Annotated in this window: 13 protein-coding genes; 7 read left to right on the plus strand and 6 right to left on the minus strand. The window is 42.7% G+C overall.

Annotated elements, in window-relative coordinates; translation table 11 throughout:
* Positions 1–224 precede the first annotated feature (224 nt).
* Both BDE36_RS19120 and BDE36_RS19125 read left to right on the plus strand, forming a co-directional pair.
* Positions 225–794, plus strand: coding sequence for a Crp/Fnr family transcriptional regulator (locus BDE36_RS19120; protein ID WP_141816148.1), 570 nt, complete (start codon positions 225–227; stop codon positions 792–794).
* A 122-nt stretch (positions 795–916) separates the two neighbouring features.
* Positions 917–1,306 (plus strand): RidA family protein, encoded by a 390-nt coding sequence (locus BDE36_RS19125; RefSeq protein ID WP_141816149.1) that lies wholly within the window; start codon positions 917–919, stop codon positions 1,304–1,306.
* Positions 1,307–1,401: 95 nt separating this feature from the next.
* Here BDE36_RS19125 and ispE read toward each other — a convergent pair whose 3' ends face one another.
* Positions 1,402–2,205 carry a 4-(cytidine 5'-diphospho)-2-C-methyl-D-erythritol kinase gene (gene ispE / locus BDE36_RS19130; RefSeq protein WP_141816150.1) on the minus strand — a complete coding sequence of 268 codons (804 nt, stop codon included), beginning with the start codon at positions 2,203–2,205 and terminating at the stop codon, positions 1,402–1,404.
* Between the two features lie 120 nt (positions 2,206–2,325).
* Between ispE and BDE36_RS19135 the strand changes: the two genes are divergently transcribed.
* The 4 genes from BDE36_RS19135 to BDE36_RS19150 all read left to right on the plus strand — a co-directional run bounded on the left by BDE36_RS19135 (position 2,326) and on the right by BDE36_RS19150 (position 8,175).
* Complete coding sequence (locus BDE36_RS19135) at positions 2,326–3,120, plus strand: thymidylate synthase (RefSeq protein ID WP_128768367.1); 795 nt, start codon at positions 2,326–2,328, stop codon at positions 3,118–3,120.
* Positions 3,121–3,124: 4 nt separating this feature from the next.
* Positions 3,125–3,625, plus strand: a complete 501-nt coding sequence (locus BDE36_RS19140; RefSeq protein ID WP_141816151.1) for a dihydrofolate reductase — start codon at positions 3,125–3,127, stop codon at positions 3,623–3,625.
* 101 nt (positions 3,626–3,726) lie between these two features.
* Positions 3,727–6,693: a protein translocase subunit SecDF gene (gene secDF / locus BDE36_RS19145; protein WP_141816152.1), complete on the plus strand. Its 2,967-nt coding sequence runs from the start codon at positions 3,727–3,729 to the stop codon at positions 6,691–6,693.
* A 177-nt stretch (positions 6,694–6,870) separates the two neighbouring features.
* Positions 6,871–8,175, plus strand: a complete 1,305-nt coding sequence (locus tag BDE36_RS19150) for an NAD(P)/FAD-dependent oxidoreductase (RefSeq protein ID WP_141816153.1) — start codon at positions 6,871–6,873, stop codon at positions 8,173–8,175.
* A 1-nt stretch (position 8,176) separates the two neighbouring features.
* On the opposite strand, the gene BDE36_RS19155 is transcribed toward BDE36_RS19150, so the two are convergent.
* Complete coding sequence (locus BDE36_RS19155; RefSeq protein WP_128768371.1) at positions 8,177–8,596, minus strand: GNAT family N-acetyltransferase; 420 nt, start codon at positions 8,594–8,596, stop codon at positions 8,177–8,179.
* A gap of 61 nt (positions 8,597–8,657) precedes the next feature.
* On the minus strand, positions 8,658–9,737 hold the full coding sequence (fbaA, locus tag BDE36_RS19160) for a class II fructose-bisphosphate aldolase (protein WP_141816154.1): 1,080 nt from the start codon (positions 9,735–9,737) through the stop codon (positions 8,658–8,660).
* A gap of 186 nt (positions 9,738–9,923) precedes the next feature.
* Here fbaA and accD point away from each other — a divergent pair, with 186 nt between their 5' ends.
* Complete coding sequence (accD, locus tag BDE36_RS19165) at positions 9,924–10,769, plus strand: acetyl-CoA carboxylase, carboxyltransferase subunit beta (RefSeq protein ID WP_128768373.1); 846 nt, start codon at positions 9,924–9,926, stop codon at positions 10,767–10,769.
* Positions 10,770–10,930: 161 nt separating this feature from the next.
* Here the strand turns inward: accD and BDE36_RS23810 are convergent, their stop codons facing one another.
* From BDE36_RS23810 to BDE36_RS19175, 3 genes are all read right to left on the minus strand, one after another.
* A complete protein-coding gene (locus BDE36_RS23810) occupies positions 10,931–11,098 on the minus strand; it encodes a hypothetical protein (protein ID WP_161973366.1) in 168 nt (55 codons plus the stop codon).
* A gap of 6 nt (positions 11,099–11,104) precedes the next feature.
* Complete coding sequence (locus tag BDE36_RS19170) at positions 11,105–11,749, minus strand: hypothetical protein (RefSeq protein ID WP_141816155.1); 645 nt, start codon at positions 11,747–11,749, stop codon at positions 11,105–11,107.
* Between the two features lie 93 nt (positions 11,750–11,842).
* A complete protein-coding gene (locus tag BDE36_RS19175; protein WP_141816156.1) occupies positions 11,843–12,973 on the minus strand; it encodes a cysteine desulfurase family protein in 1,131 nt (376 codons plus the stop codon).

A 12,973-nucleotide genomic window follows, 5' to 3' on the forward strand; every position in this document is an offset into this window, starting at 1 on the left:
TAAAGTTAAAGTTAATATAGCTAAAACAATAATTAACGTAATTAATACGGCAAAAATATAGTTTTAGTTTTTGTTTTAATTTAAAAGCGTTTAAATTTCAATTATTCAATGCTGACTAGCTTACGGTATTAGACTGGATACAGTCCATGCATATAAATAACAGATATGACTTATATCTTTGTTAAAAGCGTGCCGACGGAGAACACGAAACTCAAATTATACCTATGCAGAAAGAACTAAGGGAACATATAGAAAAGATAGTCACGCTCACCGACGAAGAATACGGGTTTATAATGTCAAACTTTATTGTTAAACATTATAAGAAACGTGAGTTCCTTTTCCGGGAAGGTGAAGATGTTCCGTATATCTATTTTGTTATTTCAGGTCTTTTAATGTTAGTATATACCGACGATACGGCAAAACAGCATATTGTTTCTTTCGCAATGGAAGACTGGTGGGAAAGCGACAATTTAGCCTATTTCACTCAAACTAAAGCGACGATGTCTTTGCAATGCCTCGAAGACACGTCTGTTCTTTGTCTCCCGCTTGAAAGTTACCGGCTCCTCTGTGCCGAACTTCGAAAAATGGAGTATTTTTTTCTTCAAAAGGCTAATGCCGGTCATATTGCGGCACAAAGAAGGATATTATCTTTCCTTACTTCTAATGCCGGAGAACGTTATGAACAATTACTTAAACGGTATCCCTCCTTATATCAAAGAGTACCGAAAACGTTGCTTGCTTCCTGGCTAGGTGTTTCACGTGAAACCCTAAGCCGCCTTTGGCGTACTTCATAGCTTGCTCGTCGTTTTTATAATTGTGATGTTTGTCACACCAGAAAGTTCATAATTGTGTCCATTTTTGCTTCGTACAATTTTATTAATCCCGGTGTCGCGCGGCTCCAAAAACTATTAAAACAATGGAAAAACGAATAATTAATCCCTGGCAATGGCAGGATTCGCGCAGCTATGTGCAGGCAGTTGAAGTAAAACACGCTGAAGGCACTCTTTATTGCGCAGGGCAGGCCGCTGTTCTGGCCGATGGCAGCTCAAGCACAGATGACATGAGGAACCAATTGATTCAGGCAATTGAGAATCTGGAACAGGTGATCACTGAGGCAGGATATGAATGCAGGAATATCGTCCGTTTAAATATCCTGACAACCTCATCGGCCGAATTCTTTAGTAGCTTCGATATCCTGCAGCAATGGATAGCCAAACATGGCATTAAACAGGCAAGTACATTTTATGAAGTGAGCAGTCTTTTCGAAACGTTGAAAGTTGAACTTGAAGCAACGGTAGTCAGGTAAAACAGGAATCGAATAGTTTTCTATCAGGGCTGGTTCAGAGCCTGTCCTGATGGAAGCTATTTTACTCTGCTGGCAACGAGACGTTCGGCAATCGCTTATATCTCATAGAATACCTGATTGTTAGCTTCAAGATGGGGCAATTCAATTTTATTCTTGAAAATGCCATAAACCGACGATCCGCTCCCGCTCATTGAAGCATACAGAGCTCCAGCTTCGTATAGTTCAGCTTTTACTCCTCTTATTACAGGATGATTTCTAAATACGGATTCTTCGAAGTCGTTCTTCATTAAATACTTCCATTCTTCAAGAGGTTCGCCGACAAGTTCCCGCAAGGATATATTAGGATTAGCGGGCTTCACTCCGCTGTATGCTTCGCCGGTGGATACGTGAACGGGCGGCATAACCAGCACTAAAAAAAAGTCTTTTAAAGTCAATGAAATATCTTCAAACTCATCGCCTTTTCCATACGCAAATACAGGTTGATTTTTAATGAAGAAAGCGCAGTCTGCTCCTAATTCCCTTGCGTAATTCTGCATTGTTTCGACATTCATATTCAAATTAAACTTACTATTCAACAGTTTAATAAAAAATGCAGCATCCGCTGACCCCCCTCCGAGGCCCGCACCGATTGGGATTTTTTTATGAAGATGAATACTTACCGGGGGCAATTTAAAATCATTCTTTAGCCTTTCGTATGCTTTAAGACAAAGGTTTTCGTTGGCGTGACCGGGTATCTCAATTCCGCTGGCATTAAAACTTAACTCGGGCGACTCTACCACTTCGATAGCGTCTTTTATATTTACAGGATAGAAAACGGTTTCGAGGTTGTGATACCCGTCTCTTCGCCTGCTAATGACATTGAGCCCTATATTTATTTTTGCATTAGGAAACGCTATCATCTTTTATAAACATTATTGATTTCTTCACAATAGTAGGATGGTAAAAATACATTTATTTTCTTTGCATAAATAAGGTAAGAACAGAAAGGTTCGTGTTTACCGTCATACATATACGACTAAATGAAGCAATATCTTGATCTGATGAAACATGTGCTGGATCATGGCACACAAAAACACGATCGTACGGGAACGGGGACTATAAGCGTGTTCGGATATCAGATGCGGTTTAATCTGAAGGAAGGTTTCCCTTTAGTTACTACGAAGAAATTACACCTTCGCTCTATTATCCATGAACTGATATGGTTTTTAAGGGGCGACACGAATATAAGCTATCTTAAAGAGAACGGCGTTAGCATCTGGGATGAATGGGCCGATGAGGCCGGAGAATTAGGCCCCATTTACGGGTATCAGTGGCGGTCGTGGCCTCGTCCCGACGGCACACACATCGATCAGATTCGTCAGCTCGTCAGTCAGATTAAAAATAATCCTGATTCAAGGCGGCTCATCGTTTCGGCATGGAATGTGGCCGACATTGAAAAAATGGCCCTCCCCCCTTGTCATTGCTTCTTTCAATTTTATGTGGCCGATGGTAAATTAAGCTGTCAGCTGTACCAGAGAAGCGCCGACATCTTTTTAGGTGTGCCATTCAATATTGCATCATATGCCCTGCTGACCTTAATGATTGCACAGGTATGCGACTTAGAACCAGGAGACTTTATTCATACCCTGGGGGATGCTCATCTCTACAACAACCATATTGAGCAGACCCAGCTTCAGCTAAGCAGGGAACCGAGACATCTTCCGGTGATGAAGATAAATCCTGAAGTCAAAGATCTGTTTGATTTCAAGTTTGAAGATTTTAAGCTTGAGAACTATGACCCTCACCCTCATATTAAGGCGCCGGTAGCGGTATAAAACGATGGTTAATTTAAATATTATAGTCGCAACCGATAGTAAGGGAGGAATTGGCAAGAACAATGCTTTGCCATGGCATCTGCCGGCTGATCTGAAGTATTTTAAAGCTTTGACTACTGGTCATACCATCATTATGGGCCGAAAAACCTTTGAAAGCATTGGTAAAGCTCTTCCTAACAGACGTAATATTGTCATTACCCGTCAGGATCTGAAACTTAGCGATGCCGAAGTGGCTCACTCTTTAGAATCTGCCATTTCGCTATGTAACGAGGACGACGACGTGTTTGTGATAGGAGGTGCGGAGATATTCAGACTGGCACTGCCAAAAGCTAACCGACTCTTTATTACCTTGATACATCATGAGTTTGATACCGACACCTTTTTGCCGGAGATTGAACGGGGAACATGGAAAGAAGTAAAAAGAGAAGACAAGCAGCCTGATGATAAAAACCGGTTTTCGTATTCTTTCCTAACCTTCGAAAAGGCCCCGATAACAGAGGACTGATATTTCTGAATTAAAGAATTTTATAAATTAAAAATTTACTTAGATTTGCCGTCTTATTCAGAAAAGACTTATTATAAATATACTATATATCATAAACAAAAATGCAAGGTAAAGGTTTGATTAAATTCGTTGCTGTCGCCTTAACGATCGGGTGTCTGTATTCTCTTTCGTTTACGTGGGTCGCAAAACAGGTTGAAAAAGATGCTCGGGAGTATGCAAAAGGAGATCCTGAAAAAGAAAGAGCATATCTTGACTCTATGGCTACCCAGCCGGTATTTAACCTTGGGTTTGCAAAGTTCAATTATCAGTATGTAAAAGAACGTGAAATTCCTCTGGGGCTTGACCTTGCAGGTGGGATGAACGTTACTATGGAAATTTCCCTTACCGAGCTGGTAAAGAACCTGGCAAACCACAACAGCGATGCCACCTTCAATAAGGCTCTAAGCAATGCTGAAGGCAGATTAAAAAACAGCCAAAAAGACTTCATCACCTTATTTGGTGAAGAATATCAGGCTCTTAGTCCGAACGCAAAACTTGCCTCTATTTTTGCCACGCGCGAAAACGCAGCTTCCATAAAACCGGATGCGAGCAACAGCGAGGTTATACAGTTTTTACGTACGCAGGCAAACAGCGCTGTTGACAGGTCGTTCAATATCCTTCGTACACGTATTGATAAGTTCGGAGTAACCTCCCCTAACATTCAGCTGCAGGCAGGTACGCACCGAATTCTTATTGAACTTCCGGGAGTATCGGATGCTGAACGCGTAAGAAAGCTCCTTCAGGGATCTGCTCAGCTTGAATTCTGGGAAACATATGATAACAGCGAAATTTTCCCGTTACTGGAAAACATAAATAAAACATTAGCCGCAACTCAGGCTACATCAAAGGATACCGCAACTGCAAAAACCGCTTCAGCGAAATCTGATTCTGCAGGCGCAGGTAAACTTGCCCAACTTGGGGCACGGAAAGATTCGGCAGGAAAAGATACTTCTGCGCTTGCACAGTCGCAAGCTCGTCAGAACCCGTTGTTTGCTGTTTTAAATCCTAATATTGGCCAGGGCGAAAACGGACAGAGCGTTTTAGGAAGAGGACCGGTGATTGGTTACGCGGCTCAGAAAGATACTTCAAAGGTAAACGCCTATTTCAACTCTCCTGCTATCCGTTCTATTATTCCAAATAACGTAAAGCTTCTTTGGGGTGTTAAACCCGTTAGTCCCGAAAGCCGGGTGTTTGAGCTTTATGCTTTAAAGACAAGCGGATTTGAAGGAACAGCGATCATGGGCGGCGATGTCATTACTGATGCCCGTGCCGACGTTGAACAGGGCAATCCTGAAGTGGTCATGTTTATGAATTCTACCGGAGCACGCCAGTGGAGACAAGTTACCGCAGCAGCTTCTGCTGATCCTAACAACAAACGTTCAATTGCTATCGTACTTGACAACAACGTTTATTCTGCTCCAACTGTACAGAACGAAATCCCCAATGGTATTTCTTCTATCACTGGTAAATTTACACAGAACGACACCAAAGACCTTGCGAATGTTCTTAAGGCAGGCAGACTGCCTGCTCCGGCTAAAATCGTAAGTGAATATATTGTAGGTCCGTCATTAGGTCTTGAATCAATTAATAAAGGATTGATCTCCTCCTTAGTTGGTGTTATTGTTATCCTTCTTTTCATGGGCCTTTACTACAGCAAGGCTGGTTGGGTAGCAAATGCAGCCCTGCTTGTTAACTTGTTCTTCCTTATGGGAGTAATGGCCTCCTTAGGCGCTGTTTTAACCTTGCCTGGTATTGCAGGTATCGTACTTTCATTAGGTATGGCAGTTGATGCCAACGTACTGATCTATGAACGTGTCAGGGAAGAGCTGGCCTTAGGAAAAAGCCTGAGAATAGCAGTATACGAAGGCTACAGCAAAGCGATGTCTTCGATCCTTGACTCTAACATCACTACATTCCTGACAGGTGTGATCCTTTATGTGTTTGGAAGCGGCCCGATCCTTGGATTTGCCACTACTTTGATGCTGGGTATCATCACTTCATTGTTCTCTGCAATCTTCATCAGCCGCCTGATTTTTGAATGGATGCTCGGTAAACAACAGAGTATCAGCTTCTCAATTAAGGCAACAGAGAACCTGTTTAAAGATACCAAGTTCGATTTTATCTCCGGACGCAGAAAGTTCTACCTCCTTTCAGGTGCTATCATTGTAGCTGGGTTGGTATCGATGTTCACCAGGGGATTCAGTCTTGGTGTCGACTTCAAAGGAGGACGTTCGTACTTTGTAGAGTTCGATAAGCCTGTAAGAACCGATGCTATACGTGATGTACTGCTTGACGAGTTCGATGTTGCTCCTGAAGTAAAAACCTACGGCTCAAGTAATGAGGTGAAGATCACCACCTCTTATATGATTGACAATACAACGGAAGACGGTGAAGCTATTGTAGCCAAAAAACTTCATGATGGTTTAGCTAAGATAAATCCTAACTTCCAGATAAAAGACGCCCAGAGAGTGGGTCCAACGATCGCGAATGACATCAAGATATCAGCCGTTTACTCGGTGATCTTTTCGATCCTCGTAATCTTCCTGTATATCCTTATCAGGTTCAGGCGCTGGCAGTTTGGGGTATCTGCGATTATCGCATTAGCGCATGACGTGCTGGTGCTGCTGTCGATTTTCACCTTGCTGAATGGCATTGTTCCATTCTCCCTTGATATCGACCAGGCATTTATTGCTGCGATCCTGACGGTAATGGGATATTCCATTAACGACACGGTGGTTGTATTCGACCGTATCCGCGAATACATTAACCAGCACCATAGTAAGAACGAGGATATGCCGACGGTAATTAATAACGCCTTAAACAGCACCTTAAGCCGTACAGTAGTAACCGGTATTTGCGTTATTGCGGTACTTATCATCATCTTCATCTTCGGTGGTGAGATTTTAAGAGGCTTCTCTTTTGCGATGCTTATCGGTGTTGTATTCGGTACTTATTCGTCACTGTTCGTTGCTACACCGTTCGTAGTGGAACTCATTAAGGAAAAAGACAAAGAAAGCTTCAAAGCTTAAATAACAGAATTTGTTTAAAGTAAAAGGCCGGGATTGTAAGACCCCGGCCTTTTTGTTTTACTAAGTTTTCTGAATCAGACTTCAACGAAGCGTCATCTTCTTCGAATAGGACGTGCAAGAGACAACATTTCTGCGTGATTAGGGTTTAAATAGTATAAGCATTCTAATTATTAAAATATGGAAGCAGGATCGTCTTCAGTAAGTTTTCCAAGAGTAATCATTATAGGAGGAGGGTTTGGCGGGATACAGTTAGCCAAGCATCTGAAAGACAAAGAGGTTCAGGTTTTAATGCTCGACAGGCATAATTATCATACATTTCAGCCTCTTTTATATCAGGTGGCAACGGGTGGCCTGGAGGCTGACTCTATCGCATTTCCACTGAGAAAAATATTTAAAGGTCAGAAAAACTTCATTTTCAGGAACGCAGAAGTATTATCGGTCATTCCTGAACGTAAAGCTGTTGAAACCAATATAGGTGAGTTTTATTATGACTATTTAGTCATTGCAACCGGATCGGATTCAAACTTCTTTGGATCCAGGGAATTGGAGCATTATACCATGCCCATGAAGACCATTCCTGAATCACTTAACCTCAGGAGCATGATCCTTCAGAATCTTGAAGAGTCACTTATTGAAACCGATCCTGTGAAGAAAGCAGCGCTTTTGAACTTTGTTGTAACGGGCGGAGGTCCTACCGGAGTGGAACTTGCCGGTTCGCTTGCTGAGCTAAAGCGCCATGTACTCCGTAAAGATTATCCTGAGCTCAACATGGATGATATGAATATTTATCTGGTTGAAGGCTCTCCCGTACTGCTGGGCCCAATGTCGCCCCAGTCGCAGAGGAGTTCCTGCCAGTTTCTCGAAGAACTGGGAGTGAAGGTTATGACCGATATGCGGGTGTCGTCTTACGACGGAAGCAAAATTGTACTCTCCAACGGAACCGAGATCGTAACAAAGAACGTGTTATGGTCCGCTGGTGTAAAGGGAGTAGTTCCGGGAGGAATACCGATGGACAGAATAGTAAGAGGCGGAAGAATAAAAGTAGATGAGTATAACCGGGTTAGCGGCTACATCGACATTTTTGCTATCGGTGATGTTGCTTCCATGTCTACAGAGGATTATCCTAACGGCCATCCCGGTGTGGCGCCGGTAGCTATGCAACAGGGAAAACTGCTTGCAGAAAATCTTGTCCGAATTATTAACAGGCAGGAGCCTGTTCCTTTTAAATATAGAGACAAAGGCTCAATGGCCACTATAGGCCGTAACAGAGCTGTTGTAGACATTGGGAAAATTCGGTTCCAGGGTGTGTTTGCCTGGTTCGTTTGGATGTTTGTACACCTCATGAGCCTGGTAGGGTTCAGGAATAAACTGGTAGTACTGGTTAACTGGATATGGAGTTATTTCAGCTACGACCGCGGCACCCGTTTAATCATTCGCCCCTTTAACAGGCAGTCGATGACAGAGGATACACAAACGAAATAAGCTAATACAACACCATCTTATAGTGCAGTATTCCGGCTTCTTCGAACTGGTTGCCTTCAGCCACAAAGCCCAGTTTACTATATAGTCCCATAGCGGGCACCTGAGCATGAAGATAAATATATTGTGCATCAGCGGGAAGATCGGCGAGTACCGCTTTTACAAGGGCCTGCCCTACTCCCATCCCTCTGAATTCTTTTAGCACAGCGAAGCGCTCAAGTTTATACCCTTTTTCTGTACGTCGCCAACGTGCAGCGCCTGCTGGCTGACCATCATGCCGCGCAAGGAAATGGATTGATTCATCCTCAAATTCCCATTCCAGCTCGGGAGGGCAGCATTGCTCGTCAACAAAAACAGTTCTGCGGATAGCGAACACTAACTGGAGCTCCTCATCGCCGGTAACCTTTGTTATCTCTATTCCCATAAACTTATTCAAAAAAAAACCATCTCATAAGAGATGGCCTTTTTATATAACCTACTTAGTGTTAAAGTTTACTATTAACATCAATACAGTTCAGATCTTCAAAAGCGGCAGACAGACGCTTAACGAAAGTCTCTTCGCCTTTACGTAACCACACGCGTGGATCGTAATATTTTTTGTTCGGAGAATCAGGTCCTTCCGGATTTCCGATCTGGCTTTGAAGATATCCTTCTTTTGATTTGTAGTAATCTTTTATACCTTCCCAATATGCCCACTGCATATCGGTATCTATATTCATTTTAATAGCACCGTAAGAAATCGCTTCGCGAATTTCCTCCTGTGACGAGCCCGATCCACCATGGAATACAAAGTTGATTGGTTTTTCTGCCTCAAGACCAAGTTCTTTTCTAAGATATTCCTGAGAATTCTTCAGAATAATGGGCTGAAGTTTTACGTTACCTGGTTTGTAAACACCATGAACATTTCCGAACGCTGCTGCAATGGTAAAGCGGTGACTTACGCTGCTAAGTTCTTTATAAGCGTAAGCAACTTCTTCGGGTTGTGTATATAGTTTAGAGCTATCAACATCTGAATTATCTACACCATCTTCTTCTCCTCCGGTTACGCCGAGTTCGATTTCAATAGTCATTCCCAGCGCTTTCATACGCTCAAGATAGGTCTTGCTTACTTCGATATTTTCTTCAATCGGCTCTTCAGAAAGGTCGAGCATGTGTGAAGAAAATAAAGGCTTTCCAAATTGCTTGTGGAAACGTTCTCCATGAGATAACATTCCATCGATCCATGGCAGAAGTTTCTTTGCAGCATGGTCTGTATGCAAGATTACTGCTACACCATAATGTTCGGCAAGTAAATGTACGTGTCTTGCTGCGGAAACAGCTCCCAGAACGCAGGCCTGAAGATTTGAATTATCTAAGGATTTACCTGCATAAAATTGCGCTCCTCCGTTTGACAACTGTATAATCACCGGCGAATTCACAGCTTTAGCTGTTTCCATTACGGCATTGACAGTGTTGGTTCCAATGGTGTTTACTGCTGGTAAAGCGAATTGGTGCTTCTTTGCCTGTTCAAAAAGTTCCTGAACCGCATCTCCATACAAAACGCCTTTATAATTTTTCAGATTCATATTATAACGTCTTTTAAGAAATCCCGAAATTAAGGATTTTAAGTTTAACTCAAGTGATATAGATCATTAATTTTATTGTTATAGAAAACACATTTCAAAATAAGAGATAAAAGATTTTTATCTAAGTTTATTAAAAGAGCTCTTTTCTTAAAAAATTCGTTTATTTGCAAGCTTATTTCCATTCGTATGGCTTGGTTTAAAAGAGAGAAAAAAGGAATTATTACTTCTACGCACGAGAAAAAAGAAGCTCCTGACGGTATATGGAACAAGTGCCCGGAATGCAAAAAACCCTTGCATTATGCCGAGCAGGTGGAAAATAAATACGTATGTCACTATTGCGGATATCACCTGAGAATCGGATCCAAAGAATATTTTTCGGTCCTTTTTGATAATAATGAGTTCACTGAGTTGTTTGAAAATATACGCTCAGCCGATCCTTTAAATTTCACTGATACGAAACAATACACCGAGCGGCTTAAAGAAAGCTATGCAAAAACAGGACTTAAAGATGCCATCCGGGCGGCTCATGGCACCCTTAAGGGGCATGAACTCGTTATAGCCTGTATGGACTTTAACTTTATCGGGGGCTCTATGGGATCGGTAGTAGGCGAGAAGATTGCCAGATCTATAGATTATTGTATTGAAAAGAAAATACCGTTCCTGCTGATCTCAAAATCGGGCGGTGCAAGAATGATGGAGGCGGCTTTTTCGCTAATGCAAATGGCAAAGACCTCGGCCAAACTTGCCTTATTAAGCAAAGCGAAAATACCTTACATTTCTCTTCTGACCGATCCTACTACAGGTGGCGTCACTGCATCGTATGCCATGCTTGGCGATATCAATATCGCTGAACCCGGCGCACTTATCGGATTCGCAGGACCCAGGGTAATTAAAGAAACGATTAAAAAGGACTTACCGAAAGGATTTCAAACATCGGAATTCGTTCTGGAACACGGTTTTCTGGATTTTATAACAGACCGTCGTGAAATGAAAGACAAACTGGCAACCTTCCTTTCTATGATGAAAGGATGAGATGGGTTGTGAGTTATGAGTTATGAGATAATAGATATGAGACGTGAGAACATATTGTTTATAATCCACACCCAACTCCGGCGCCTAATAATTCATATCTCAAATCTCAACATAACTCATAACTCATAACTCATAATTCATAATTCATAACCCATAACTCCCTACGTTCTTTGATTACCGAGCGTAGGATCCTTACCAGTGGAGTTAAATCCACTGTCGCGGTCAATCTTTCTTCTTCCCTTCTTCTTAGGCGGATGAGTAAGCTTCTCCGTAGGAGCATCAGAAGGTTGCTGACCTGTGTGATTGTGTTTGGCCTTGTCGTCCGACATATAGAATTAAATTTCGCTTCCCAGCCCTCCGGGGATCCCCGGTTCATGACCTACCATGCGGCCTGTATTACGAACTTCCTGGCGGGATGAAACTCCGGAATCAGACGTATCAAACGTTTGAGGCGCATTGGTGGCTGTTGTTGGCCGGTCGCCGCCAGCATCCAGATCCTCATCGTCAGACAGATCATCGTCTTCGAACACCTCGTCGTCATCGTCCGTTAACGAAGTATCCGGAATCGCATCTGGGTTCTCAATTTCATCGTCATCATCAAGAAGGAGATCATCATCGTCGTCGTCAGCTAAAAGGTCGTCATCGTCATCATCCGGGTCATTCTGCTGACTGGTCGTAATATCTACGATCTCATCCTCGTCATCCACATATGTTTCTGTCTCTACATCGAGATCATCATCATCCGAAAGCAGGTCGTCATCATCATCAAGCGGACCACCGAAAGTCTTAATGTCATTTATGTTATCATCGTCCAGGTCATCTCCCAAAGGAGTGATCTCCGAATTTTCTCCCAGGTCGTCGTCGTCATATGAAAGGTCCTCATCTTCATTGGGCTCTTCAGGTGCAACTCTCAGGTTTACGGGAGCATCAATTCTCAAATCTTCCTGAACATCCAGGGAATTTTCATGAAATAGTTTCATAGGTTAATAGCTTAAGTTTCTACTTGTATAGTAAACACTTAGCATTACCCTGTTTGTTTGAATAAAGAAAAAATAATTATGCTCCTCCCCTGCTTAGGAGGCGCACAATCCTTTAAGTTTCTCTATTGTATAATCAATTTCTTCAAGAGTATTAAACTTACTAAAGGAGAATCGTACGGCCGGACGACCGGGGTTAGCCCCTATGGCCTCGAGAACGTGCGAGCCTATATTGGATCCCGAGCTGCAGGCGCTTCCTCCGGAAGCTGAAATCCCTGCAATGTCCAGACTAAAAAGTAACATATCAGCCATTTCCATTTCAGGAAAAGAAACATTGAGTACGGTATATAAACTCTTTTCGGGGTCGGTCTCTCCGTTAAACTGCACGTCTTTAATCTCCTTTTCCAGCCGTTCTTTCATATAACTCTTAAGTCCCTGAACATGCTCCTGGTGCCCTGCCATATCACGATATGCAATTTCGAGAGCTTTAGCGAGACCCACTATCCCATATACATTTTCTGTCCCGCCGCGCATATTGCGTTCCTGTGAGCCCCCTAAAATTAATGGGTTAATCTTAATGGCATGGTTAACATACAAAAAGCCAGCTCCTTTGGGTCCATGCAGCTTGTGTGCCGCGCAGGTTATGAAATGCACTTTTAAACGCTGCAGATCGTGGGGATAGTGCCCCATGGTTTGAACTGTGTCACAATGAAAAAGAGCATCATACTGTTCACAGAGGTCGCCAACTGCTTCTATGTCGGTTAAGGTACCAAGCTCATTGTTCGCATGCATTAAAGAAACGAAGCTTCTTTCATTCGACGACAGGAGCTCGTTAAGATGTGACATGTTAATATTACCCCTGGTATCGGTATCTACATAGCTTAGTTTTATCACTCCGCTTTTCTCCAGCGCTTCGAAAGTATGAAGGACGGCATGATGCTCTGTACGAGCCGTTATAGCATGTTTAATTCCGTAATCAGCAATACCTGAACGGATGGCCATGTTATCAGCTTCAGTACCGCCTGAGGTAAAGAAAATTTCGGCGGGCGATGCGTGAAGCAAATTAGCAACCGTTTTCCGGGCCTTCTCTATAGCCGTACGTACTTCCCTGCCATGAGAATGGATTGAGGATGGATTACCAAACTGGTTCTCCATCATATAAAACATTTCCTTCAGTACCTCTGAATCAATAGAAGTAGTGGCTGCGTTGTCAAGATATACTCTCAT

Origin of the sequence: Arcticibacter tournemirensis (assembly GCF_006716645.1) — a bacterium.
Classification (GTDB): Bacteria; Bacteroidota; Bacteroidia; order Sphingobacteriales; family Sphingobacteriaceae; genus Arcticibacter; species Arcticibacter tournemirensis.

Coding starts and splice junctions, on each gene's coding strand:
- accD (WP_128768373.1), top strand. CDS start 9,924: ATGGCTTGGTTTAAAAGAGAGAAAAAAGGAATTATTACTTCTACGCAC.
- BDE36_RS19175 (WP_141816156.1), bottom strand. CDS start 12,973: ATGAGAGTATATCTTGACAACGCAGCCACTACTTCTATTGATTCAGAG.
- BDE36_RS19125 (WP_141816149.1), top strand. CDS start 917: ATGGAAAAACGAATAATTAATCCCTGGCAATGGCAGGATTCGCGCAGC.
- BDE36_RS19120 (WP_141816148.1), top strand. CDS start 225: ATGCAGAAAGAACTAAGGGAACATATAGAAAAGATAGTCACGCTCACC.
- BDE36_RS19155 (WP_128768371.1), bottom strand. CDS start 8,596: ATGGGAATAGAGATAACAAAGGTTACCGGCGATGAGGAGCTCCAGTTA.
- BDE36_RS23810 (WP_161973366.1), bottom strand. CDS start 11,098: ATGTCGGACGACAAGGCCAAACACAATCACACAGGTCAGCAACCTTCT.
- secDF (WP_141816152.1), top strand. CDS start 3,727: ATGCAAGGTAAAGGTTTGATTAAATTCGTTGCTGTCGCCTTAACGATC.
- BDE36_RS19170 (WP_141816155.1), bottom strand. CDS start 11,749: ATGAAACTATTTCATGAAAATTCCCTGGATGTTCAGGAAGATTTGAGA.
- fbaA (WP_141816154.1), bottom strand. CDS start 9,737: ATGAATCTGAAAAATTATAAAGGCGTTTTGTATGGAGATGCGGTTCAG.
- BDE36_RS19150 (WP_141816153.1), top strand. CDS start 6,871: ATGGAAGCAGGATCGTCTTCAGTAAGTTTTCCAAGAGTAATCATTATA.
- BDE36_RS19140 (WP_141816151.1), top strand. CDS start 3,125: ATGGTTAATTTAAATATTATAGTCGCAACCGATAGTAAGGGAGGAATT.
- ispE (WP_141816150.1), bottom strand. CDS start 2,205: ATGATAGCGTTTCCTAATGCAAAAATAAATATAGGGCTCAATGTCATT.
- BDE36_RS19135 (WP_128768367.1), top strand. CDS start 2,326: ATGAAGCAATATCTTGATCTGATGAAACATGTGCTGGATCATGGCACA.